The 24,584-nt window shown below is 48.0% G+C and carries 22 protein-coding genes and 1 tRNA gene; 5 read left to right on the top strand and 18 right to left on the bottom strand.

Annotated features, from left to right (window positions below; all coding sequences use genetic code 11):
* Nucleotides 1-606, bottom strand: coding sequence for a SurA N-terminal domain-containing protein (locus A1sIIA65_RS00685; RefSeq protein ID WP_095675700.1), 606 nt, complete (start codon nt 604-606; stop codon nt 1-3).
* Entirely contained in the window at nt 603-4,088 is a 3,486-nt protein-coding gene (mfd, locus tag A1sIIA65_RS00680) for a transcription-repair coupling factor (protein WP_095675699.1), read from the bottom strand. Before mfd ends, A1sIIA65_RS00685 begins: the two co-directional genes overlap by 4 nt.
* A 97-nt stretch (nt 4,089-4,185) precedes the next feature.
* Between mfd and ppc the strand changes: the two genes are divergently transcribed.
* Complete coding sequence (ppc, locus tag A1sIIA65_RS00675) at nt 4,186-6,903, top strand: phosphoenolpyruvate carboxylase (protein ID WP_095675698.1); 2,718 nt, start codon at nt 4,186-4,188, stop codon at nt 6,901-6,903.
* Between the two features lie 3 nt (nt 6,904-6,906).
* On the opposite strand, the gene pth is transcribed toward ppc, so the two are convergent.
* The 5 genes from pth to A1sIIA65_RS00650 all read right to left on the bottom strand — a co-directional run bounded on the left by pth (nt 6,907) and on the right by A1sIIA65_RS00650 (nt 10,777).
* The gene (gene pth, locus A1sIIA65_RS00670; protein WP_095675697.1) at nt 6,907-7,482 is read right to left on the bottom strand and encodes an aminoacyl-tRNA hydrolase; all 576 of its coding nucleotides are present in this window, start codon (nt 7,480-7,482) and stop codon (nt 6,907-6,909) included.
* Between the two features lie 20 nt (nt 7,483-7,502).
* The gene (locus A1sIIA65_RS00665; protein ID WP_095675696.1) at nt 7,503-8,123 is read right to left on the bottom strand and encodes a 50S ribosomal protein L25/general stress protein Ctc; all 621 of its coding nucleotides are present in this window, start codon (nt 8,121-8,123) and stop codon (nt 7,503-7,505) included.
* Nucleotides 8,124-8,251: 128 nt separating this feature from the next.
* On the bottom strand, nt 8,252-9,232 hold the full coding sequence (locus A1sIIA65_RS00660) for a ribose-phosphate diphosphokinase (protein WP_095675695.1): 981 nt from the start codon (nt 9,230-9,232) through the stop codon (nt 8,252-8,254).
* Nucleotides 9,233-9,237: 5 nt separating this feature from the next.
* On the bottom strand, nt 9,238-10,665 hold the full coding sequence (glmU, locus tag A1sIIA65_RS00655; RefSeq protein ID WP_095675694.1) for a bifunctional UDP-N-acetylglucosamine diphosphorylase/glucosamine-1-phosphate N-acetyltransferase GlmU: 1,428 nt from the start codon (nt 10,663-10,665) through the stop codon (nt 9,238-9,240).
* A gap of 37 nt (nt 10,666-10,702) precedes the next feature.
* Nucleotides 10,703-10,777, bottom strand: a tRNA-Gln gene (locus A1sIIA65_RS00650).
* A gap of 55 nt (nt 10,778-10,832) precedes the next feature.
* On the opposite strand from A1sIIA65_RS00650, the gene A1sIIA65_RS00645 reads away from it, so the two are divergent.
* Nucleotides 10,833-11,327: a MarR family winged helix-turn-helix transcriptional regulator gene (locus tag A1sIIA65_RS00645; protein WP_095675693.1), complete on the top strand. Its 495-nt coding sequence runs from the start codon at nt 10,833-10,835 to the stop codon at nt 11,325-11,327.
* Here A1sIIA65_RS00645 and A1sIIA65_RS00640 read toward each other — a convergent pair.
* Genes A1sIIA65_RS00640 through rsmI form a run of 5 tightly spaced genes read right to left on the bottom strand, consistent with a single transcriptional unit; the run spans nt 11,324 to nt 16,338 of the window.
* Nucleotides 11,324-12,235 (bottom strand): 4-(cytidine 5'-diphospho)-2-C-methyl-D-erythritol kinase, encoded by a 912-nt coding sequence (locus A1sIIA65_RS00640; RefSeq protein ID WP_095675692.1) that lies wholly within the window; start codon nt 12,233-12,235, stop codon nt 11,324-11,326. The genes A1sIIA65_RS00645 and A1sIIA65_RS00640 overlap by 4 nt on opposite strands.
* Nucleotides 12,236-12,244: 9 nt before the next feature.
* The gene (gene rsmA / locus A1sIIA65_RS00635) at nt 12,245-13,075 is read right to left on the bottom strand and encodes a 16S rRNA (adenine(1518)-N(6)/adenine(1519)-N(6))-dimethyltransferase RsmA (protein WP_095675691.1); all 831 of its coding nucleotides are present in this window, start codon (nt 13,073-13,075) and stop codon (nt 12,245-12,247) included.
* A complete protein-coding gene (locus tag A1sIIA65_RS00630) occupies nt 13,072-13,929 on the bottom strand; it encodes a TatD family hydrolase (RefSeq protein WP_095675690.1) in 858 nt (285 codons plus the stop codon). Before A1sIIA65_RS00630 ends, rsmA begins: the two co-directional genes overlap by 4 nt.
* A gap of 7 nt (nt 13,930-13,936) precedes the next feature.
* Nucleotides 13,937-15,499, bottom strand: a complete 1,563-nt coding sequence (metG, locus tag A1sIIA65_RS00625) for a methionine--tRNA ligase (protein WP_095675689.1) — start codon at nt 15,497-15,499, stop codon at nt 13,937-13,939.
* Nucleotides 15,496-16,338, bottom strand: a complete 843-nt coding sequence (gene rsmI, locus A1sIIA65_RS00620; protein ID WP_095675688.1) for a 16S rRNA (cytidine(1402)-2'-O)-methyltransferase — start codon at nt 16,336-16,338, stop codon at nt 15,496-15,498. Before rsmI ends, metG begins: the two co-directional genes overlap by 4 nt.
* A gap of 27 nt (nt 16,339-16,365) precedes the next feature.
* Here rsmI and A1sIIA65_RS00615 point away from each other — a divergent pair, with 27 nt between their 5' ends.
* A complete protein-coding gene (locus A1sIIA65_RS00615) occupies nt 16,366-17,634 on the top strand; it encodes a dolichyl-phosphate-mannose--protein mannosyltransferase (RefSeq protein ID WP_223298531.1) in 1,269 nt (422 codons plus the stop codon).
* Here the strand turns inward: A1sIIA65_RS00615 and A1sIIA65_RS00610 are convergent, their stop codons facing one another.
* The 3 genes from A1sIIA65_RS00610 to A1sIIA65_RS00600 are packed head-to-tail and all read right to left on the bottom strand — an operon-like array spanning nt 17,635 to nt 19,985.
* Nucleotides 17,635-18,429, bottom strand: a complete 795-nt coding sequence (locus tag A1sIIA65_RS00610) for a hypothetical protein (RefSeq protein WP_095675686.1) — start codon at nt 18,427-18,429, stop codon at nt 17,635-17,637. It abuts the gene before it with no gap.
* Nucleotides 18,430-18,483: 54 nt separating this feature from the next.
* Nucleotides 18,484-19,056, bottom strand: a complete 573-nt coding sequence (locus tag A1sIIA65_RS00605; RefSeq protein ID WP_095675685.1) for a GNAT family N-acetyltransferase — start codon at nt 19,054-19,056, stop codon at nt 18,484-18,486.
* A 17-nt stretch (nt 19,057-19,073) separates the two neighbouring features.
* Entirely contained in the window at nt 19,074-19,985 is a 912-nt protein-coding gene (locus A1sIIA65_RS00600; RefSeq protein ID WP_095675684.1) for a molybdopterin-binding protein, read from the bottom strand.
* Between the two features lie 45 nt (nt 19,986-20,030).
* On the opposite strand from A1sIIA65_RS00600, the gene A1sIIA65_RS00595 reads away from it, so the two are divergent.
* Entirely contained in the window at nt 20,031-20,579 is a 549-nt protein-coding gene (locus A1sIIA65_RS00595; RefSeq protein WP_095675683.1) for a 5-formyltetrahydrofolate cyclo-ligase, read from the top strand.
* A 3-nt stretch (nt 20,580-20,582) separates the two neighbouring features.
* Here the strand turns inward: A1sIIA65_RS00595 and A1sIIA65_RS00590 are convergent, their stop codons facing one another.
* The 3 genes from A1sIIA65_RS00590 to A1sIIA65_RS00580 are packed head-to-tail and all read right to left on the bottom strand — an operon-like array spanning nt 20,583 to nt 24,138.
* The gene (locus A1sIIA65_RS00590) at nt 20,583-21,728 is read right to left on the bottom strand and encodes an acyl-CoA dehydrogenase family protein (RefSeq protein WP_095675682.1); all 1,146 of its coding nucleotides are present in this window, start codon (nt 21,726-21,728) and stop codon (nt 20,583-20,585) included.
* Nucleotides 21,725-23,617, bottom strand: coding sequence for a bifunctional copper resistance protein CopD/cytochrome c oxidase assembly protein (locus A1sIIA65_RS00585; RefSeq protein WP_095675681.1), 1,893 nt, complete (start codon nt 23,615-23,617; stop codon nt 21,725-21,727). Before A1sIIA65_RS00585 ends, A1sIIA65_RS00590 begins: the two co-directional genes overlap by 4 nt.
* Entirely contained in the window at nt 23,614-24,138 is a 525-nt protein-coding gene (locus A1sIIA65_RS00580) for a copper resistance CopC family protein (protein ID WP_223298049.1), read from the bottom strand. Before A1sIIA65_RS00580 ends, A1sIIA65_RS00585 begins: the two co-directional genes overlap by 4 nt.
* A 108-nt stretch (nt 24,139-24,246) precedes the next feature.
* On the opposite strand from A1sIIA65_RS00580, the gene A1sIIA65_RS00575 reads away from it, so the two are divergent.
* Nucleotides 24,247-24,453 carry an FmdB family zinc ribbon protein gene (locus tag A1sIIA65_RS00575; protein WP_095675680.1) on the top strand — a complete coding sequence of 69 codons (207 nt, stop codon included), beginning with the start codon at nt 24,247-24,249 and terminating at the stop codon, nt 24,451-24,453.
* Nucleotides 24,454-24,584: the final 131 nt, after the last annotated feature.

Raw genomic sequence — 24,584 nt, 5'->3', positions numbered from 1 at the left:
TTACTTGCCTGAGGGAACGACTGCAGATCCTGCTGAATCTGTCGCCACGATATCGCCAGTGTCTTGGTCCCATGTTCCATAACGTGGATTGACCTTGACTGTGAGTTCAGCTGCCTTTGCATTGATGAGCTGATTAATACGCGCTGACACTTCGGCTTCGGCAACTCCTGATGCTAGGAGTGCGTCCTGAAGTTTATTTGAGGTGACGATTGCGCGCACATAGTTATCAAAGTTTGACGGTGCAATTTCTGCAGCGACCAAGTTCTTGGCAAGTGCTTCTTGCCCACCACTTTGAGCAATCAGATCTGACTTTGCCTGCTCGATTTCAGTAGAAGAAATCTCAAGCTTAAGTTCCTTTGCAATTTCATCAAAGAGTGTTGTAACGATTGTGAAGCGAAGCTGAGCACGGTTGAGTGCATTACCTGTCTGAATCTGCATCCCTGCTGTGTCAATCTTTGTGCGCTCTGAAAGAATCTCATCAATAATTGATTGTGCTGAAGCTTGCGAGATGGTGATATCGCCAATGGTTGCTGCGCTATCAACTTTGCCGCATCCTGAGAGCGCTAAGACTGAGATAACACCCAAGAGTGCAAGGATCTTCTTCACGTAGTGCTCGCTTTCGTTAATTCATCGAGGGACTTAGCCGCCCACTCCAGAAGAGAAGTATCCCCTATAAGTTGAGAGCCTTGTGCAGTCGGCGTCCATGCTGCCGCACGTGGAATTGCAATCATCACAGTATTTGTCGCACTTTTATAGAGCGAACCAGGGAAAAGTCGGTTGAGCCGCAGCTGCTTTGATTCCGGCAAGACCAGCGGTGAAATTCTCAAGAATTTACCAGCAGCAACAACTTCTCTCACTCCCAGCGCCTTTGCAGATGCTCGCAATTGTGCAACCTGCAGAAGTGATTGTGCCTCTTGTGGAAGTTCACCAAAGCGATCAACGAGCTCTTCGCGAATAGATTCAACATCGGCGCTGGTGCGAACATCAGCTAACCGGCGATAGAGATCTAAACGCAGACGCTCACCTGGAACATATTCTTCTGCCAAGTGCGCATTAATAGGAAGTTCCACTTTGCACTCATGGTTCTTCTCCTCCGTTTCGATAAAGCCTGTCTTGTAGTCATTGACCGCTTCACCGACCATGCGCATATAGAGATCGAATCCCACATCAGCTATATGTCCTGATTGCTCACCGCCTAGTAAGTTGCCGGCTCCACGAATTTCAAGATCTTTGAGTGCAACTCTCATTCCTGAACCAAGATCGGTATTTGTAGCAATCGTCTTTAATCGATCCAGTGCAACTTCAGATAAGGGTTGATCTTGCGGATAGAGGAAGTAGGCATAGGCACGCTCACGTCCACGGCCCACGCGCCCTCGTAATTGGTGAAGCTGTGAGAGACCAAAATTCTCAGAGCGCTCAACTATCAGAGTATTTGCATTGGCAATATCAAGTCCGCTCTCAACGATTGTCGTGCAGACCAGAACATCAAAGTCGCGATTCCAGAAAGCAAGAATCACATCTTCTAACTGTCCTTCAGACATCTGGCCATGTGCAATACGAATACGTGCTTCGGGAACTAACTCTTGCAACTTTGATGCAGCGCGATCGATTGATTCAACGCGATTATGGATATAGAAGATCTGACCATCGCGAAGTAGTTCGCGGTGAATAGCAGCCTTAATCTGCGCATCTTCAGCTGGCCCCACATAGGTAAGGATGGGATGGCGCTCCTCTGGCGGTGTTGTAATCGTCGACATCTCGCGAATTCCCGTTACAGCCATCTCAAGGGTTCGAGGAATAGGTGTTGCAGACATCGCTAAGACATCGACAGTCGTGCGCATCTTTTTAAGGGATTCTTTCTGCTCAACGCCAAAGCGCTGCTCTTCATCAACAATGACAAGACCTAGATCCTTAAACTGCACATCCTGCGAAAGGATGCGGTGCGTACCCACAACAACATCGACAACGCCAGATGTCAGCTCTGCCAGAATCTCCTTACTCTCCTTCGCTGTATTAAAGCGAGATAAGCCAGCTACCTTGATGGGAAAGCCTGCATAACGTTCTGCAAAAGTCTTGGAATGCTGCTGCACAAGAAGCGTTGTTGGAACAAGGACTGCTACTTGCTTTCCATCTTGCACCGCTTTAAAGGCAGCGCGAATGGCAATCTCCGTCTTTCCATATCCCACATCACCACAGATGATGCGATCCATTGGATATGGGCGCTCCATATCCCGCTTCACATCTTCAATCGTTGATAGCTGATCAGGGGTTTCAATATAGGAAAATGCATCTTCTAATTCGCGCTGCCATGGAGTATCCGGTGAGAAGGCAAAGCCTGGTGCACTTGTGCGGGCTGCATACAATCGAATGAGTTCGCCAGCAATCTGGCGCACAGCCTTTCGAGCACGTCCCTTTGCTTTCTGCCATTCACCGCTTCCAATGCGGTGCACAGTGGGAGTCTCGCCACCCACATATTTACTTACCTGTTCTAACGTATCGGTTGGAACAAAGATGCGATCACTTGGTTGCCCGCGCTTTGCTGGGGCATATTCAATAACTAGATATTCGCGGGTTACTCCCCCAACAGTGCGCTGGACTAATTCAACATATCTACCGATTCCATGTTGCTCATGGACTACAAAATCACCTGTGTGAAGTTCAAGGGGATCAATGGCTTGCTTTCGCTTAGATGGCATGCGTGCACCATCTTTCGTACTCGTCTTACTTCCAGATAAGTCGCGTTCTGTAACAAAGAGAATCTGCGCATGATCACTCTTAAAGCCATATCCGAGTGAGGATTGAGTAACATGAATTGAGCCTTTTGTTGGTTGGGCCGCAAGGGTCTCCACCATCTGCACTGGCAGATCTGCATCACGGAAGATTCCTGCATATCGCTCAGCCATTCCATGGCCTGTCGTTGAAAACACAACGCTGTGATGCGCCTCTAAGCCAGTGCGCAGTAGCTCGCAGAGCGCTTCCACATTTGCGCGCATCGGGTCAATGGCTGAGATATCGAGAAAACGAGCATCTTCATCGAGATCGCTTCCAAAAGCATTAAATGCGCGCACCGGAAGAGAAAGGCGTGCAATCTCATCCTGTAGTGCTTTCCAATCCAAATAAGTCACTTGCTCAACTGGCAAAGGCGCCACACCACCGATTGCAGCGTTAGACCATGATGCTTCGAGGAATTCTTGGTTTGTCTCAATGAGATCTGCTGTGCGAGAGCGGATGCGTTCATCATCAATAAAAAATACTTCGGTGCCCTGGGGCATGCGATCTAAAATCGTTTCAAAGTCATCGGTAAGAAGTGGAATGAGTGATTCCATTCCTTCGACAATCATGCCTTGTGCAATCTTGTCGAGAATCTCTAACGCACTTGGATATTGGCTCTTTAACTTCTCTGCTCGCTTACGAATAGCATCTGTAAGAAGTAACTCACGACAAGGCAAGATTGCGAGCTTTCCTACGACCGGCTCACTGGTGCGCTGATCTGCAACCTCAAAATACTGAAGCTCTTCAATCTCATCGCCGAAGAAATCAATACGCACTGGGTGCATTGCAAGAGGAAGGAATACATCGACGATGCCGCCACGCACGGCAAACTCCCCACGTTTTTCAACAAGGTCAGTTCGTGTAAATGAAAGTTCAGTCAGATGGTTGATGAGTTCGGTAAGGCCAATCTCTTGACCAATCTCTAAAGTCCACAGCTCTGTCTTAGCAAGGGATGCAATAAAGCGATGAATTACTGCGCGCACGGGTGCGACAACAACGGGGTTGTTCTGCTTTTCTTTCAGCAAATACAAAGTTGAGAGTCTGCGCGCCACGGTGTCACTTCGCGGACTTAAGCGCTCATGGGGCAGTGTTTCCCATGCAGGAAATTCATAGACATGTGAATGAAGGCTTCTGAGATATTCACTCACATCTTCTGCGCCACGACTGGAGCTGGTGATGACCAGCACAGGCTTCTCTTGAGCTTTGAGAGCAATCAGGAATGGGTAGCTCGATGCTGGTGCAATGATCTTGGAGGAATCAAGGAGCGCGGAAGCTACTTCGGTATCACTATGTAATACCGCGAGAATTCCTCTCATTGCACGCTCCTTTAAACGACTCAAAGCCCCACTTCAAAAAGAAGGGGGGCGAACAATTACAGTCTATCGGGCCTGCTCCATCTGTGATAATTCTCCAGTGACCGAGACCTCCAAGACGAAGCAGATCGTTGAATCAGATGATGCAACGCTGCGCAGCGATGTGCGCCGCCTCGGCGATCTCCTCGGCCAATCACTTGTCCGCCAAGAAGGACAACACCTCCTTGATCTCGTAGAGAGCGTCCGCAAGGGAGTCCGCGAAGGTAGCGGAATTGAAATCCTTGAAAACCTTTCAGTTGATGATGCAACGCAACTCGTGCGAGCACTCAGCACCTATTTCCATTTAGCAAATGTTGCAGAACAAGTACACCGCTCTCGCGTATTGGCAGAAGTTCGCGCACAAGGTGGTTCATGGATTACTCGAGCAATCGACAAAATTGAAGAGGCGATGAAGAACCCTGTTGCAGGGCATGAAATTTCGCATGCTGATTTATCAAAATGGATTAACGATCTCGATATTCGCCCCGTCTTCACAGCGCACCCAACCGAAGCAGCGCGCCGCTCTATCTTGATTAAGCTCGGTGAGATTGCATCACTGCTTGATACTCCAAAGTCGGTCGTTCAAGATGAACGTCTTGCTGAAACTGTTGATTTGTTATGGCAGACAGATGAGCTTCGTCTCAATCGCCCAGAGCCTCTTGATGAAGCGATGAATGCGCTCTATTACCTCGATGACCTAGCAGCACAGACTGTTCCTGAAGTTCTCAATGACTTTGCCCGCGAACTCAAGCGTCTGAAGATTGATTTGCCCGTAACTGCGCGTCCACTGACATTTGGCACATGGATCGGTGGCGATCGCGATGGCAACCCCAACATCACACCTAAAATCACTGAAGAGGCTGTTGTTCTACAAGTAGCCCATGCAATTCGCTCAACCATGGCTGCGATGAACCGACTGCGCCAGATGCTCTCTGTATCAACGCGCATCACAGGTGCAACCCCAGAGCTGAGCGCATCTGTTGAAGAAGATCTCAAGAATATTCCAGAGTTTGAAGCACGCTTCTTGCGCCTAAATGCACAAGAGCCATATCGACTTAAGGCAACTGCAATCGTGCATCGACTTGCTGCTACACGCACACGTCACGCAGATCGCAGCCCACATGTTCCAGGTCGCGATTACAAGAACACTGCAGAGCTCCTTGCAGACCTCACCTTGATGCGCGATTCACTCTTTGCGCACCGTGGTGAACTCCTTGCCACAGGCCTACTCGAGCGCACCATCCGCACCGTTGCAGCATTTGGATTAACACATGCAACGCTAGATATTCGCGAGCACTCAGATGCTCACCACAACGCTCTCAAACAGATGATTTCAGGTGAGTACATCGCACTCTCTCATGCAGATAAATTCCCTCTTCTTATCAAGCACTTGGCCTCATCTGAAAAGCTTGATTCATCAAAGCTTGATGCTGCAGGGCTTAAGACCCTCAATACCTTTGTTGCAATTGAAGATCTCATTGAACGCTTTGGTCCTGAAGTAATTGAGACCTATATCGTCTCTATGACAAAGGGCGCAGATGACCTCATTGCTGCAACTGTCCTTGGTAAGCAGGCAGGCCTTGTTGATATTGATAAGAAGGTTGCAAAGATTGGTTTTGCTCCCCTTCTTGAAACAGTTGCAGAACTTCGCGCAGCTGGTGAAATTCTTGAAACGCTTCTCTCAGATCCCACCTATCGCAAGCTCGTTGAGCTGCGCGAGAATGTGCAAGAAGTCATGCTCGGTTATTCAGATTCCAATAAAGATGCCGGTATCGCAACATCGCAGTGGGAGATCCACCGTGCTCAGCGCAAGCTGCGCGATGTTGCAATGAAGTATGGCGTGAAGCTTCGTTTATTCCATGGTCGTGGCGGTTCTGTCGGTCGCGGTGGCGGACCAACATATGAAGCTCTCGTTGCACTGCCTTGGGGATCTGTTGATGGACAAATCAAGATGACCGAACAAGGTGAAGTTATCTCCGATAAATACGCACTACCTGCTCTTGCACGCGAGAACGTTGAACTCACACTTGCAGCATCTCTCGAAGCCACAGTCCTTAACCGTGGACCGCGTCAAAGTCCAGAAGATTTAGCTAAATGGAATGAATGCATGAATATGGTTAGCGATAACGCATTTACTCGCTATCGCTCACTCATTGATCATCCAGATCTACCTGCCTATTTCTATGCATCTACTCCCGTTGAACAACTAGGAAATCTCTTCCTTGGCTCCCGTCCATCACGTCGCCCTGATGCTGCAGGTGGTCTTGATTCACTGCGCGCTATTCCTTGGGTATTTGGCTGGACACAATCACGTCAGATTGTTCCTGGTTGGTATGGAGTTGGCTCAGGGTTGAAGGCAGCGCGTGAGGCAGGTCAGAGTGAAGTGCTTAAGAAGATGCTCGCAGAGTGGCACTTCTTCTCAACCTTCATCAGCAATGTCGAGATGACACTTGCTAAGACAGATCTTGAAACAGCAAAGCGTTATGTGGAAACACTTGTTCCAGCTGAGCTGCAGCACTTCCTTGGCACAATCAAGGAAGAGTTTGATTTAACTGTCTCAGAGATACTTGCACTCACAGGAAAGACATCGCTACTGGGCGATCAAGTAGTTCTTGCTCGCACACTTCAAGTGCGCGATACATACCTCGCGCCACTTCAATTGCTTCAAGTAAATCTCCTGCACCGCGTGCGCACTGAAGGTGAAGCAGATCCAGCGCTGATTCGTGCTCTACTTCTGACTATTAACGGTGTGGCTGCAGGTCTACGTAATACCGGCTGATTTTTAGCTATTAAATTTAGATTGCGTTAAATCAAGCCCATTAGCAATCAAGTACTCAACACAATCTGCTCCTCGGTCGATAAATTCATCAAGGGTCTTCTTCTCTTCTTTACTAAATTGCTTCAAGACAAAGTCAGCTGGATCCTGCTGTCCCATAGGGCGACCAATTCCAAGGCGAACTCGGAAATACTCTGCTGTTCCAAATGATGAAGTCAGTGATTTCAAACCATTGTGGCCATTATCGCCACCTGCAACCTTGGTGCGAATTGCTGCATAACCAATATCGAGTTCATCGTGAAGAACAATAATGTTGGCAGGTTCAACTGAATAGAAAGATGCAAGTGCCTTAATCGGCCCACCTGATTCATTCATATAGCTCTTAGACTTTGCGAGAATGATTGAGTGCATATCTGCGCCAACACCTAATTTATAGGCTGCAATATCATTGCGAGATTTATGCGAAGAGAGTTTTACGTTGTGGCGTTTAGCAAGATGATCAATGACCATCTGACCCACATTGTGACGGGTGGCAGCGTATTCATCCCCGGGATTACCGAGACCCACTACCAACCACGTCATATGCGAAATCGTAAGGGTTGTTAGTCCTTCTTCTCTGCATCTGCAGCAGGTGCCGCAGCAGCTGCATCTGCAGCAGGTGCCACAACAGCAACTTCTTCAACAACTGTTGAGCGCTCAGACAAGTGAACAATGATTGTGTTCGCTGGGCTCACAAGAATGATGCCTGCAGGAAGAACAACATCTGAAGCATGCTTAGAAGTTCCAGCAGCCATTCCTTCAATATCAAGTGTAAGGAACTTAGGAATCGCAGTTGCCTCTGCCTCAACTTCAATTGAGTTGTGCTGAGTCTCAAGGATGCCGTCTGGATCATGCTTACCTTCAAGGTGAACGGGAACTGAAACAACAACCTTCTCACCGCGACGGACAAGTACGAGGTCGATGTGCTCAAGGATCTGCTTGAGTGGGTGGCGAACGATTGACTTTGGAAGTGTCAGTTCAGCCTTTCCATCAATATCAATATTAAGAAGAACGTTTGACTCTTTGAGAGCAACGCCGAGTTCGCGAGCTGGAAGAGTGATGTGAACTGGCTTCTCGCCGTGTCCATAGATGACAGCAGGAACAAGACCTGCAACGCGTGCGCGACGTGATGCACCCTTACCGAATTCGGTACGTGTAGTTCCCTTGATTGATACTTCTGCCATTTTAAAACTCCCTCGTTGCTGTTATCGAAACCTCTTTGTGTTGCGAAGTTCCAGCAGGAGTTGATACCTACGCCGTCGATCACGGATAAATTTCACCCTCGCCGGAACGAGGTGAAGGTTAGCGTGAGTTAGCTATGCCCGTCAAAAAGGCTGGTTACTGAGCCATCTTCGAAGACCTCACGGATGGCGCGAGCCAAGAGTGGGGCGATGGAGAGCACAGTCAGCTTGTCGAACTTTTGATCCTCAGACAGAGGAAGAGAATCTGTGACAACGACCTCTACAGCGCGAGACTCTTTGAGGCGATCAACGGCCGGACCAGAGAAGACAGCGTGGGTTGCAGCAACGATGACATCTTTTGCGCCCCCTTCAAAGAGAGCATCTACTGCCTTTGTGATGGTGCCTGCTGTGTCGATCATGTCATCGATAACGACGCATGTGCGACCTTCAACATCTCCCACAACTTTTCCAACAACTGCTTCGTTAGGAACAAGTGGATCGCGAGTCTTATGGATAAATGCAATCGGGCAGCCACCAAGAAGTTCAGACCAACGCTCTGCAACGCGGACGCGACCTGAGTCAGGTGAAACAATCGTGAGCTTTGAACGATCGACCTTGCTGCCAACATAATTTGCAAGCATAGGAAGTGCGAACAAGTGATCGACGGGTCCGTCGAAGAATCCTTGAATTTGTGAAGTGTGCAGATCAACAACCATAAGTCGATCAGCTCCTGCTGCCTTAAAGAGATCTGCCATCAGGCGCGCAGTAATTGGTTCGCGACCACGGCTCTTCTTATCTTGACGAGCGTAACCATAGAACGGTGCAACAACAGTGATGCGCTTTGCAGATGCGCGCTTGAGAGCATCAATCATGATGAGTTGTTCCATGATTTGCTTATTAATAGGAGTTGAGTGTGACTGAATCACAAATGCATCGCAGCCACGAACTGATTCTTCAAAGCGAACAAAGATCTCACCATTAGCGAAGTCATATGCAGACGTTGGTGTGAGGGGAATACCTAGTTCGGTAGCAACTTGTTCAGATAACTCTGGGAATCCGCGGCCTGAAAAAAGACGAAGTTTTTTCTCTGAAGATAAACGGATCTCGCTCAAGGAAGTTAGCCTTTCTGCTCATCGTTACTGTGGCGCATTGCGGCCTCAGCAGATTTACTGCCGGCTCGCTTACGCAGAACCCAACCTATTACATTTCGCTGCTTTGCCCTACCGACACCAATTGCACCGGGCGGAACATCTTCAGTAATCACAGATCCGGCTGCCGTATATGCGCCATCTCCGATTGTGACCGGGGCTACTAACATCGAATCGCTTCCGATTCGAACGTGATCGCCCACGACGGTGTAATGCTTTTCAACACCGTCATAGTTAACAAAGATAGTTGCAGCGCCAATATTGGAGCCCTCACCGATAACAGCATCTCCCACATAGGAAAGATGAGGCACTTTGGAGCCTTCGCCCAAAGTCGCATTCTTCATCTCAACGTATGCGCCAACCTTTGAATTCGGTAGCAACTTTGTTCCAGGTCGCAAGAATGTGAAAGGGCCAACATTTGCACCATCGCCGATGATGGCTTCTGTGCAACGAGATTCAATTACGCGAGCGCCTGTGCCCACTGTGCAATCAACAAGTGTTGTGCGAGGGCCGATGACGGCGCCCGTTGCCACTGTGCTCTTTCCACTAATAGCAGTACCAGGCATAAGCACTACATCACTTGCCACAGTCGCAGTTGCATCAACCCATGTGCTCAAAGGATCCACAATGGTCACACCATCGCGCATCAAATCTTCGTTAATGCGATCGCGCAAGAGGGCCGCTGATTCTGCAAGCTGCACGCGGTCATTGACTCCTAGGATTTCAATGAAATCATCAATCAGAACTGCTGCGATCTTGCCGCCTTCATTGCGAAGGATTTCAATGACATCGGTGAGGTAGAGCTCGCCCTGTGAATTATCGTTTTTCAGCTTGCCGATAGCACTGGCAAGTTTGACTGCATCAAATGCATACACACCTGAATTTACTTCAAGGATGTCACGTTGAATCTCATCGGCATCGCGCTCTTCCACAATGCGAAGAAGTGAGTCATCATCAGCGCGAATAATGCGGCCATAGCCTGTTGGATCTGGGTGTTCTGCTGTGAGAACGGATGCTGTAAAACCACCTGCATGATGTTCTGTAAGAAGTTGAGTCAGAGATGATCCTGTGAGCATTGGTGTATCGCCTGCAAGTACAAGAATTGTTCCGCTTGCTTTCAAACCATCGAGTGCGAGCTGTGTTGCATGTCCTGTGCCGCCGCGCTTTTCTTGAAAGACTGTTGTGACATGTGGTGCTACTTCTGAAAGGTGTGCCTCTACTTGTTCGCGACCTGCTCCAACAACTACGCGCACCTGCTTAGGAGAGAGTGCACTCACTGCGCTGAGAACATGGCCAACAAGTGAGCGACCTGCGATTGAGTGAAGAACCTTGGGAGTGCTCGACTTCATGCGAGTACCTTCTCCAGCAGCGAGAATCACTACTGTTTCAAGGCTCATGTGTGCAGTCTACTTGCTCGGGCTGAGATTGAAACGGTGGCTCCGCCACCAGGTATCGATCCTGGACCCTGGGCTTCAAAGGCCCATGTGCTAGCCACTACACAATGGCGGAACCTATATTCTCCCTTATCTTCGGTAGTGCTGGCGACCACTAAACTCCATTTACTATGCAGAATAATCGAGATGAAGTAGACCGCCTCATAGCGGCCTGGAAGCGCGAGCGCCCAGATCTCGACCTCTCTCCCCTTGCAGTCCTAAGCCGCATTACCCGCATTGCCCGCCACCTGGATATTGCTCGTCGTGATGCATTCGCAGATCTTGAGACGTGGGGATTCGATGTTCTTGCAGCTCTGCGTCGTGCAGGTGCACCACATCAACTCTCCCCTGGTCAGTTAATGCAAGAGACGATGGTGACGAGTGGAACGATGACTAATCGCCTTGATCGACTTGAAGAGTTGCAATTGATTACTCGTGAACAAGATCCGGATGATGGTCGCGGCTCACTTGTCACACTCACAAAATCTGGGGTGCGCGCTGTTGATGCTGCGCTGGAAGGTCTGCTTGAGAATGAACGTGAATTGCTAGGAACGCTGACTGCTAAAGATCGCGAACTACTTGCTGATTTATTGAGCAAACTCGTTGCGGAGTTTGACGAAAACTAGATTACTTTTGCTCCATGCACAGGTCCGTGTGCTCGCGCAACACTTCCCACAACGCCACTCGCCGTAAGGGCCACAGCTAAATCAAGTCCTGAATCTTCATCGGCCACCAAGAACGCAACTGTGGGACCGGAGCCAGAGACAATTGCACCGAGTGCTCCGTAATCTCTGCCTACTTCAAGAACAAGACTGAGGGCAGGGCGCAGAGAACATGCCGCGTTCTGCAGATCATTGGTGAGTGCGCGACCCACAGCATCGCTATCGGCAGCAAGCAGAGATTGCATCAAGGCATCTGAAACTTGTGGGGGTGCAATATCAAGTTCTGCGCGCATGCGATCACACTCTGTATAGACAGCAGGAGTAGATAAACCAACGCTAGAGAGTGCTAGTACCCAGTGATATGTGCCGCGCGATAGTGCAGCAGTGAGTTGATCTCCGCGTCCCTGACCAATTGCAGTGCCGCCTGAAATCATAAATGGCACATCACTACCTAACTCTGAACCGAGTGCATGAAGCTCCTCGCGTGACATCTCTAGTTGAAAGAGTGAATCCATAGCAACCAAGGTGCCTGCAGCATCAGCGCTTCCGCCTGCCATGCCACCTGCAACAGGAATCGATTTCTTGATTTCGATATGAACATCTACGGCAAAATCGAACTTCTCACCAATCAATTGAGCTGCTTTGACGGCAAGATTTGAGTGATCTTCAGGCACACCGTGTGTGTGCTCACCTGTGACAGAGATAGTCACGCCACTTCCAGGATTGGATTTAGTGACAGTGACATCATCAAAGATGGAGATTGCCTGAAATACAGAGACAAGGTTATGAAATCCATCTGCTTCGCGAGGTCCAACAGAGAGCTGCAAATTAACCTTTGCAGGAACTCGAACCGTCACTGAATTATGCGCCACGTGAAAACTCTACTCTTCTCTGGCAATCGCGCAGAAGGCTGAGATATCAAGTGCTTCTCCGCGAAGTGTGGGATCAATTCCTGCTTTTGTCAGATGAGCTTCTGCCGCGGCAGAGCCTCCATACATCGATGACAACGCAGAGCGCAGCATCTTGCGACGTTGAGCAAAGGCTAAATCGATAATGGCAAACACTTTCTTACGAAGTTCTTCATCACCTGGTGTTGCACGTCTTATGAATCCCACAAGCTTTGAATCCACATTAGGTTGTGGCCAGAAGATATTGCGTGAGACAGAGCCAGCACCTGTCACATCAGCCCACCATGCAGCTTTCACACTAGGAATTCCATACTCTTTTGAATTTGGCTTTGCAGCTAAACGATCTGCAACCTCTGCCTGCACCATCACGACACCACTACGCAGTGATGGCAAGATTTCAAGTAGATGCAGAAATACTGGAACAGAGACGTTATAAGGCAGGTTTGCAATCAAGACAGTGGGTGCAACGGGAAGTTCTTTTAAGGCAAGCGCATCTTGATTAATCACAGTCAAGATATCTGCACGCTCTGAATGCCTTGCTGCAGTGATGGGAAGTTGTGTGGCAAGGCGGGAATCAATCTCAACGGCAACAACTGCTTGAGCCACTTCCATCATTGCAAGAGTCAGAGATCCAAGACCTGGTCCAATTTCCAGTGCGATATCTGTTTCTGTCAGCCCTGCCGTACGAACAATCTTGCGACAGACATTGCCATCATGAACAAAGTTCTGCCCTAGTGATTTGGAAGGTTTGAGATCAAGAGCTTCTGCAAGCTCGCGAATCTCTGCAGCTCCTAGAAGGCTCATGCGAAAGAACCGAAGATGCGCTCGGCATTCACAGATAGCGCTGTTGCAAGCTCTGCCACATCTTCATTGCGCTCTGTGGCCATTGCCCGCACGATATTGGCAATCTGTGCTGGAGTATTGAGCGCTCCTCGATGAGGCATCGGTGCCAAGAACGGTGAATCAGTTTCAACTAAGAGCTGATCATGTGGAACAAGTTTGAGTGCATCACGCAGAGCAGGCGCATTTTTAAATGTCATAGTGCCAGCAAAAGAGAGGATATATCCGCGATCTATGCAGATCTTTGCCATTTCAACATCGCCTGAGAAACAGTGAAAGACAGTCTTCTCGGGAGCTCCTACCTCAAGCAAGATAGAGAGAACATCATCATGAGAATCGCGATCATGAATGACTAGGGCCTTATTGGTGCGCTTAGCTAAATCAATATGCCACTTAAATGAATCTTGTTGACGCTTGCGTAGCGCAGGCTCGGTGCGGAAGTAATCAAGTCCAGTCTCACCAATTGCGCGCACACGAGGATCTTGTGCAAGTTTTTCAATGATTGCCCAATCAGCTTCTAGATCAGGAACAACGGGTGCTTCATTGGGGTGGAGTGCAACTGCTGCAAGTACACGACCCGGAAAGGCGTTTGCCATATCAACGCACCATTGTGATTGTTCTGCCGAATATCCAACCTGCACGATGCGATCGACATTAACTGACTTCGCATCATCAAGAACTTGGCGAACAGCATCTGAATCAGGCGCATCATTGGTGACAATTTCAATATGAGCATGCGCATCTACCGTGGGAACAGGAAGTGCTTCAGGAAGTGGAGCAGGTTGACGATCGATATCGCGTTTGTGGCGATCTGTCATAAGAAAATTACTCTTTAACTTCTAACCGTGGGAACAAGACCGGAGTCTTTGTGACAGTTGCACCTTGTGGCAACTGACCCCAGGTCGCAACCTTAGAAATTTCTTGTTTACCAATCTCACCTAGTGATGCCTTCGCGCCCAGCGCTTCCCACAAGATCTCAGTTGTTGCAGGCATTACTGGGTGGAGTAAGACAGCCAGTGCGCGAAGTGATTCAGCAGTGTTATAGAGAACTTCTTCAAGAATCGCTTGGTTTGCTGGATCTTTAGCAAGAATCCAAGGCTCTTTGATAGTTACATAACCATTGACCTGCTTGCAGTAATCCATCACAGCATTAATTCCACCTTGGAAATCAAGTGCAACCATTGCAGCATCTGCCTTATCGACAGTTGCCTGCAGTGATTGTGCAAGGGTTTCATCTTTAGCAACAGCTGGAATCTTTCCACCGCAATACTTTTCAATCATCGCAGCAAGACGTGAGGCGAGGTTTCCAAAGTCATTAGCCAGCTCTGATGTGTAACGAGCACTCATATCTTCCCAAGAGAAAGATCCATCGCTTCCGAATGGAATTGCACGCAAGAAGTAATAGCGGAATGCATCGACGCCAAAGTGATCGGTGATATCTGATGGCGCAATACCTGTCAGCTTTGACTTCGACATCTTCTCGCCACCGACAAGTAACCAACCGTGTGCAAAGACCTTCTTAGGAATATCAATACCTGCGGCCATGAGCATCGCTGGCCAAATAACGGCGTGGAATCGCAAAATATCTTTTCCAACCAGGTGAACATCTGCAGGCCAGGTGGCTGCAAACTTCTTGCCACCTTCAGAATCTGACGCATCGGTAAGTCCTACAGCTGTCGCATAGTTAAGTAGAGCATCAAACCAAACATAGACAACTTGATCGGTATCCCACGGAACTGGAATTCCCCAGTCAAATGTGGAGCGAGAGATAGAAAGGTCTGATACTCCACCTTCAAGGAATGAGACAACTTCATTGCGAGCACTCTCTGGCTGGCATGCATCAGGATTATTCTTATAGTGATCAAGAAGTGGTTGCGTGAACTCAGAGAGTTTAAAGAACCAGTTGTTCTCGTTGACTAGCTCAATTGGCTTGCTGTGAATCGGGCAGAGCTTTTCACCATCTGCATCAATGAGATCGCCAGGTAATTTAAATTCTTCGCAGCCAACACAGTAAGGGCCTTCATATTTACCGGCATAGATATGGCCAGAGTCTTTCAGCGACTGCAAGAACTTCTGCACACGCTCTGTGTGACGAGGTTCAGTGGTGCGGATAAAGTCATCATTTGCGATATTGAGCGCTTGCCAATTAGGTTTCCACGCATCAGCAACTAACTTATCGACCCATGCTTGAGGGGCGACGTTGTTCTGCTCTGCAGTGCGCATAACTTTCTGACCGTGCTCATCTGTTCCTGTAAGGAACCAGACAGATTCACCACGTTGGCGATGCCAACGAGTAAGGACATCGCCGGCAACCGTTGTATATGCATGGCCAATATGCGGCGCATCATTTACATAGTAAATCGGCGTAGTCAGGTAGAAAGACTTCATCTGCTCATCTTATTCGCATCGACTACGGCTGCATAAACGATCTTCTTAGGAAGCTCGAACTCATCGGCGACTGTAGCAATCGCACCTTTTCGGTCCATTCCAGCAGCCTCATATTCACGAACACGAGCAACGGCATCATCTGCCGTCTTGTTCGCAGAACCTGCCTCAACACCTGCAATCACGAGTGTGATTTCACCAAGGACCTCTTTGCTTGCTGCCCACATAATCAATTCAGTGAGTGTGCCACGAATAGTTTCTTCATAGGTCTTTGTCATCTCGCGACAGATGGCACCTTTGCGAGAATCCCCAAGAATCGCAGCAGCATCGACAAGTGATTCATGAAGGCGATGTGGTGCTTCAAAGATAACCATGGTGCGCTCTTCAAATCGAAGGTTCTCATAGAAAGTATTGCGAGCGCCTTGTGCGCGAGGTGCGAAACCTTCAAAGGTAAAGCGATCTGTCGGAAGACCCGATAGCGCAATTGCCATTGTTGGCGCACTCGGGCCAGGGATAACAACGGTGGGAAGGTTTTCTGCAATCGCATCGCGCATCAAGCGAAATCCAGGATCGCTGATGGTTGGCATGCCTGCATCTGTCACGACGAGGACTTCTTTACCTTCGCGAAGGAGCTGCAATATCTCTTGCGTGCGATCTGTCTCATTGCCTTCAAAGAAGGAGATGATGCGCGCTGTAAATGTCACACCTAGATCTGATGCCAATCGATGAAATCTGCGTGAATCTTCAGCGGCAATAACTTGCGCTGATTCGATTGCATTTTTGAGTCGCTGGCTCGCATCGAGCGGATTTCCAAGAGGAGTCGCTGCAAGAACTAGGGCCATATGCGAATCCTCCCATATTCTTTACATATGGTTGTTGGTATCGCTCCGGTACTCATCGCACTGCTCTCCTTTATTCTCCGTCTTTCAGATCTTGGAAGAGTGAAGGGATTTATCTTCGATGAGGTCTATTACGTCGATGGCGCCCGTGACTTACTGAAATATGGCGTTGAAGTAGCGGGATCAAAACCTGAATTCATTGTGCACCCTCCACTGGGTAAATGGTTGATAGGTCTTGGTATACAAGTATTTGGCGATACTGGCTTTGGATGGCGATTTACAACAGCCCTTGTTGGTTCTTTGATGATTCTGCTCATTGCACTTATTGCACATCGCCTCTTTAGGAGTGCAGTTCTGACTGGACTTGCAAGTGCACTGATGGCAATTGATGGTTTAGCACTAGTACATTCACGCACAGCACTTCTCGATAACTTCTTAACCTTCTTCGTTCTGCTTGCTTCCTATCTCTTCCTGACAAAACGCTACTGGTGGACAGGCGTTGTTCTGGGATTAGCTCTGGCCACAAAGTGGAGCGCTCTCTATTTCATCATCGCATTTGCAGCAATTGGTTTCTACCGAGCATTCACGCATTACTCAGGAAAAGATTTGATAAAGCCGACTCTTGCCCGCATTGGTCAATTTGGTGCAGTCCCACTTCTCGTTTACATAACATCATGGACTGGCTGGTTCCTTAGTAACCGTGGTTGGAATCGTGATTACTCATCAAATGTAATTTCATCAATTATCTACTACCACCAACAGATGTTGGACTTTCATACAGGGTTAACGGAGAAACACGTCTACCAAGCAAATCCATGGAGTTGGCTTGTCATGGGACGACCAACCTCGTTCTATTACGAATCACCGAAAGGGTGTGGCGCCGACAGCTGTTCACAAGAAATCCTTGCTTTAGGAACACCGCTGTTGTGGTGGCTTGGAACAATTGCAATCGTGGTTGTCTTTGGCTTATGGGCTCGCAGTATTGCTAAGCACAGATTAGATCCCGCTCTCACAGTCATTGTTACGGGAATTACTGCAGGTTATCTGCCGTGGTTCTTCTTCCAAGAGCGCACGGTGTTCTCTTTCTATGCAATTGTCTTTGAGCCTTTTCTGATTCTTGCACTCATTTATTGCACTCGATCAATACTGACTAATTACGGTCGCTTGGGAGAAGTTGTTGTAGCAGGGGTATATATCGTGCTCTTCTTTAACTTCTTATACTTCTTACCGCTCTATATGGGCGATCTGATCACCTATGACGCATGGCATGCACGCATGTGGTTTGAGAGCTGGATTTAGCTATTCGTTAGCAGCGCGCATTTCGCGAAGCTTCTGTACTGCTTCATCTGCAAGCTGTTGATCAAATACTTCATCGCGTGATGGAGCAGCTGCAGCGAGCGCTTCGCGTTCTAAACGTTCTTGCTCTTCAGTCCATCTACCTGGTTCGGTTAAATCAAGGACACGCTTTGACTGAACAGCCTTTGGCGCGTTTACATATGTTGGAACTGGAATCTCATTAGGTTGCCACTCAGCACGTGATTGCGCTGTTCCCTTAGGAAGAAGTGTGACACCTGTGAGTTCGCGTTCTGACAAAGGAATCCAGTGATCTTGATTGACTTTAACTTCACTGTGAGAATTATGTGTAAGCACATCTGCAAGATTGGTATGTGAAACACCTTCGGTTGTGCGATGCAATTGATCCATACGACGGCGCGTGATGCGATCGCTATTTTCTTGACGACGAACATGGGCAATATAGAGAACTAATCCAGTAACAGGAATAGCGATTGCGATGTATGTGAATGTCTGCATGATGGCACCTGCCGTTGTGAGGATAAGTGTTGTAGTAATAAGTGAGAAGATAATTCTGCGGCGCATGAGTTGTTGTGCTACGCGTCCTGCGCGATCTACATCTGTATAAATTGCTCCAGAGCCAATTTGTGCACCCGGTGTAGTACTTGCAACTACTCGGAGTGCGCTCTTATAACGTTCGACGCTCTTACCGGAGAATTCATTCTTGTTATGTACCCAGCGTGGCAGAAAATAGGCAACCCACATGCCAATAATTGCTAGATAGATAATTCCTGAGGCCATGATGGGTAAAGGTTAGAGGCGACTGAGCGTAACTCTGTGGATTTCAAGGGGGGTTTACTGGATTAATTCATTGCTCTTTACATAGGACAGATGGTCTCTCCATGCACCATCGATATGTAAGAAGGCCTTGCGCTCACCTTCTAGAACATACCCAGCTTTCTCGGCAACTCTGCAGGAGGCAGCATTCTCAGGGCGCACATTTATCTCTATGCGATGCAGCCCTATTTGAGAGAATCCAAAAGCAGTGACTAGCTTTACCGCCTGCGTAGTAAAGCCGCGATTGGCATAGTTTCGATCAATCCAATAACCGATATGCGCCCCACGAAGTGCGCCATGCATAACGCCACCCATTGTTATCTGGCCGATGAGATTGGATTCATTCCAGATTAGAAATGAGTAGGAACGCCCAGCACGGGCCTCGCGACGAAGGAGATGGACCATTTCATAGAAGGATGGTCGGCCCTGATTCTCATATGCGGGTGAATCCTGCGGAAGCACAGGAAGGGTTGCCTCCCATGGAGTGAGCCACTCTTTATTTTCTGCACGAACATCATTCCATGCAGTGCGATCTCGGAAACGGGCCGGGCGAAGAGTGATTTCATCACCATAAAGCGTTACCGGCCACATGAGATCAACTCACCTGCTTAGAGATAACGTCGCTCAAGAACTACGACAGTGACCTGCGCACCTGCAGACAAACTAGTTTCACCTTCAGGAACTGCAATAAAACAATTAGCATCCGAAAGCGTTGCCTGTTCATCTTGAGAACTCAGTGGCGCCACAGACTTTCCATCTTCACTCAAAATTGCTCTCACATAAGAACGGTTACCGCCTGAAGAAGTCAGAGCTTTCTCAAGCTTTGCCTTCACTGATGGGCGATGGATATTTACTGTGCCAAGCATTGTGCGAATCATCGGGCGGATCAGAAGTTCAAAGGAGATGTATGCAGCAATCGGATCACCTGGAAGTGTGACAACCGGAGTCTTATCGGGTCCGATAGTTCCAAAATTATGGCGGCCACTTGATTCAATGGAGATTTCAACAGTCTTAATCTCACCCATCTTCTCTAAGGTGCGAGTGATGAGATCAAATGAATCATCATGGCGTTCACCGCTAATGATGATGAGGTCGGCGCGTACGAGCTGATCTTCAATCACACTCTGCAATTGCGACTCATCATCAGGAATGGAGTGCACGCGATAGGCAACTGCACCAACTTCACGAACTGCAGTTGTGAGTAACCAGGAGTTAGTTTCATACTCTTCATCAGTTTTAAGTGGGATGCCAGGTTCAACTAAGTCAGGACCTGCTGAAATTACAACTACGCGTGGATGCGGGCGCGTAGGAAGATGATCAAGGCCAATCGATGCAGCCAAACCAATCTGGGTTGAACGAATGCGACTGCCGGCCTTCATGACAAGACGTTCTCCCGCATAGATATCTTCAGCGAGAGTTCCATCGTGTGCATCAAGTAGCGGCATATCAAAGGGCTCAAGAGGACGGCATAGATCTAGAAGAGAGGTAAGTACTTCATCTACACGCATACGTTCTGACATAATCACTAACCTTACTTGTACATCACTTACTACTAGGGGATTTCCATGGGTCAGAGCGAAGAAAAGTCAGCACTTCGCACTCGATATCGTCACGAACGTAACGAGCGTTACATGGAACACAGCTTTCAATTTCTGGCTACATCCCCTGAAATTTCACAGGCGAAGATAATCGCAAGTTATATGTCTTATGGCGATGAACCTGATACATCTTCATTAAATACTGCTCTTATCAAAGCGGGAAAGATTCTTCTACTACCCAGAATCAATGGCGACCAACTCGATTGGGTGAAGTGGGATGGATCAAAATCTAGCCTTGTTGCCAAGAAGAAAATTCTTGAACCAGCTGGTGATGTCTTCAACGACCTTGCCACAATCGATGTCGTCATTGTTCCAGCACTACGTATTGACCGAAGTGGTTATCGATTAGGTCAAGGTGGTGGTTACTACGACCGCGCTCTACCAAAACTTCGCGCATGGTCTATTGGTTTGATTCATCCTGATGAGATATCGAGTGAAGATTTACCTCGCCAAGAATGGGATCAACCGCTCAATGCAGCAGCAACTCCAGATCTGGTTCTGCGCTTTCGAAGGTAGTAATTAAGGAAGATTGCGCGCAATCACAATGCGCTGAATCTGATTTGTGCCCTCATAGATCTGAGTTAGTTTGGCATCGCGCATCATGCGCTCAACTGGATAGTCAGAGACATATCCATATCCACCAAGAATCTGCACAGCATCTGTTGTGACCTTCATTGCCACATCTGTTGCATATGTCTTACTTACGGCGGAGAAGAACTTCAGATCCTTATCTAATCTCTCACTCTTTGCAGCTGCTGCATAGGTAATCTGGCGCGCAGTCTCAACAGCGATAGCCATATCTGCCAACATAAATTGAACACCTTGGAAATCAAAGATCTCTTTGCCAAATTGCTTACGCTCATGTGAATACTTCTTGGCAGTATCTAGGGCACCTTGTGCAATTCCAAGAGCCTGGGCCGCAATAGTGATGCGTGTGTGATCGAGAGTGTCCATGGCAAGTGAAAAACCTTTACCTATTTCACTGATGCGACGGTCATCGCCAATACTCACATTGTCGAAATAGACCTCACGGGTGGGAGATCCACGAAAGCCCATCTTCTTCTCTGGCGCCCCAAATGAAACACCTGGATCAGATTTCTCAACTATAAATGCTGTGATGCCCTTGGATCCAAGTGAAGGATCAGTTTGAGCAATGACGGTATAGAAATGTGATTCTCCTGCATTTGAAATCCACTTCTTACTTCCATTGATAACCCATCCATCGCCTTTGCGTTCAGCCTTTGTCTTTAGGGCGGAGGCGTCAGAGCCTGCTTCAGATTCTGAGAGACAGTAAGAAAAACCTTTTCCTTGTGCCAATGGGCGAAGCCAACGTTCTTTCTGTTCTTTATTTCCACCAAGAATAAGTGGCAATGAACCTAATTTATTCACTGCAGGAATAAGTGAGGATGATGCACATACTCGTGCCACTTCTTCAATAATGATGCATGCAGCAAGTGCATCAGCGCCATCGCCACCGAATTCAGTGGGCACATGTGCTGCAAAGAGTCCGGCCTTGGTAAGAGCATCGTGTGCCTCTTGTGGATAGCGATGGTCTTCATCTACTGCATGGGCATGAGGTGCAATCTCTTTTTCAGAGAGAGCACGAACTGAATCGCGAAGATCGTTGTATTCAGAGGGTAGCGTGAATATGTTCTCTAAACTCATGACCCACCTTCTTTCTTATCGCGGCTCTGCAGTTGGCTCAGGTACTTATTGTATTGAGCAAGTTCATCAGGTTCACCCAGTGCAGCCATGCGGGCTTCATTGCGGTCGATGCGCTTTGCCTCGCGTGAATCATCACGCATCCATTGAATAAAGGTTGCAATCAAAGCCAAGATGATGGGAACTTCACCCATCCCCCAGGCAATCGAACCGGCTGCATGTTGGTCAGCTAATAAATCACCTAGCCATGGAGTATTGAGAGAGCCGTAGTAACCCTTATCAATCAGCGTTGTAGTCGCAAGAAGTGAAATAGCAAAGAAGGCATGAATGCTCATTGCAGCAAAGAGAATGACTATGCGAAATAAGTGCGGAACCTTGCGCGGATTTGGGTCGATTCCAATAATGACATAGAAGAAAAGGTAGCCAGCCAAAAGAAAATGCACATTCATAAAGAGATGTCCCACATGAGATTGCATCAAGTTACCAAAGAGATCGGTGAAGTAGAGAACAAAGAGTGAGCCATCAAAGAGTGCAAGAGCTGTTATCGGATTGGTCAACACGATTGAGTAGCGCGAATGTAGGAGCGCAATCAGCATTCCGCGAACTCCACGCTCCTCAGGTGTTCGCCCTTGTGGGAGTGTACGAAGTGCCAACGTTATTGGTGCTCCAAGTACTAATCCAATAGGTGCAACCATTCCAATGACCATGTGAGCAATCATGTGATATTCAAATGAGAACTTTGCATAAACACCAAGACCACCACTTGTTGCAAAATCCATTGCTGAAACTCCCAATGCAAATGCAACCGTGCGACCCACAGGCCATGAGTCACCGCGCTTTTTCAAGATCACTACACCCTTGATATAGAGAGCAACAAGTGTGATGAGAATTCCGATAATGAGCGCATCTGGATCGTAAAGAGTCAGTAATCGAGTGAAATTCGGAGCAGCAGGAGTTGGATAACCAACAATGGAAAGTGCTGCATTAAACGGCAACTCTTTTCCAGCCGGTGGTTGAGAACCCGATAACCAACTACCAAGTGCAACGACGGCTCCCATGATCAACGCTTCCACGATGATTACTCGAGAGAGAAGATTCCATCCCGTCTTATCTCCTTGAGCAAGTGATTTTCTATTGCGGTAACCAATCACAAGAAGTACAACAGTCAGGAGTGCTTTCACAATGATGATGCGCGCATAGGAAGAAGACCACGCGGATGCAAAGTTAAGTCGTGTCCACGCATTAATGAGTCCACTTGCCACCACTGCAATTGCAGCCCAGAGAGCTAACTGGCTAAAGCGAGGTAGCGCTACTTTGCGATCTGAATCATTGAGCAGAACAAGAGCAAAAACTCCACCGACCCACAGTGAGAGGGCAACAACGTGAATCACTAGTGACCCGATAGCTAAAGAGTGCGATCCACTTGATGCTGAGTGACTTTGAAAGACTGGTGAAACAAGTGCGAGTAATGAGATTCCAAGAAGAACAGTTGCAGGCAATACTCGTCGAAGAAAGGTAAGGCTGATCAAGACAACGCCTGCGAGGAAAGTTTGAAATGCAAGGAATCTGCCCAGATCAATCTGGCGCACAAATGAACTTAGCGTTGTTGGATCGAGGGCTGAACCAAGAGAAGTTCCCAAAATATTGGCTAAGGTGATAATGATTTGAAAGGCGCTGGTAAGAAACCAGACTCCAGCAAGGACTTTGCCAATATTGCGAAGTCGAAGCGCATTCTCTTCTAACTTACCTTCGCGCTCTATTAAGAAGAATGAGAGTGAGAGCAATACGCCAACAAGACTAAAAGCTGCAAAGAGTGAGATTGATTTGTTCAGTGTGCCAAGGGCACTTACCAAAGGATCAACAGCAGTCAGATTTCCTGACAGAAGGTTCATCGGTCGCGATAGAGCTTTCGCGCATAAAGAGAGAGTGCAACAGTCACAACAATTGCCGCTGCAAGAAGGCCAAGAACAAAGATTGTTGTTCCAAGGTTATTTCCTGAAGGAGTTGGTGCATTTGTAGGTGCAGGAGCAGTTGTTGCAATCACCGTTGGCTCAGCGAAGTTAAAGGTAAATTTCCCAATGAGTGGGATGTCATTTTCGGCAAGCAACGAATAATTGACTGTATATATTCCAGTCTTCACTAATTGCTTTAAACCAATGACAGCATTGACTCCATCAATGGTGAGCGCGCCATCATCGACACGAACTCCCGTTGGATCAGTTACAGAGATTTCATTACCCGCATCCATGAGAGCAATTTCAGTGGTGACGGTAATTGCACTCGGTGCGCTCTGAAGTGTCGCACCGGACATTGGAGATGTCGCAACGAGAGAGTTAGCAAAGGCAGCTATTGGCGTGAAGAGAATTGCTCCTATAACCACTGCAATAGCGCTGACCTTCTTCATAGTCTTCATGCTCCTCTTAAACATCGGCGATTGTGCTCAGAACCCCTGCGGATTCGCACCTATCGTCTCACTTCTTTAGACTTAGGCATAGATACCCGAGAAGAGAAAGGTCACACATTGCCTACATATCAATATGCATGCGTTGCGTGTGACCATGCCTTTGAGGCTTTCCAGTCATTTTCAGAATCACCACTTACTGAATGCCCTGAATGTAAGGGTGAAGTTCGCAAGGTGTATTCGGCAGTCGGAGTTGTTTTTAAAGGATCTGGTTTCTATAAAACCGATTCTGTTACAAAACCTGCAGCTACAACTGATAAAAGTTAGCCGTGGTGTGGGGGCTTATCGCCCTTAATCTCTTCTTCTCGCTTTTTATCTTCCTTCTGGTCTTCACGAGGGTCGCGTTCATCATCAGGTGTTGTAGGAAACACATCGCTCATGAGGGAACACCTGTTCTT

The sequence above is a fragment of the Candidatus Planktophila dulcis genome, assembly GCF_002288225.1.
Taxonomy (GTDB): domain Bacteria; phylum Actinomycetota; class Actinomycetes; order Nanopelagicales; family Nanopelagicaceae; genus Planktophila; species Planktophila dulcis.
This window is presented reverse-complemented; position numbering and strand designations above follow the sequence as displayed.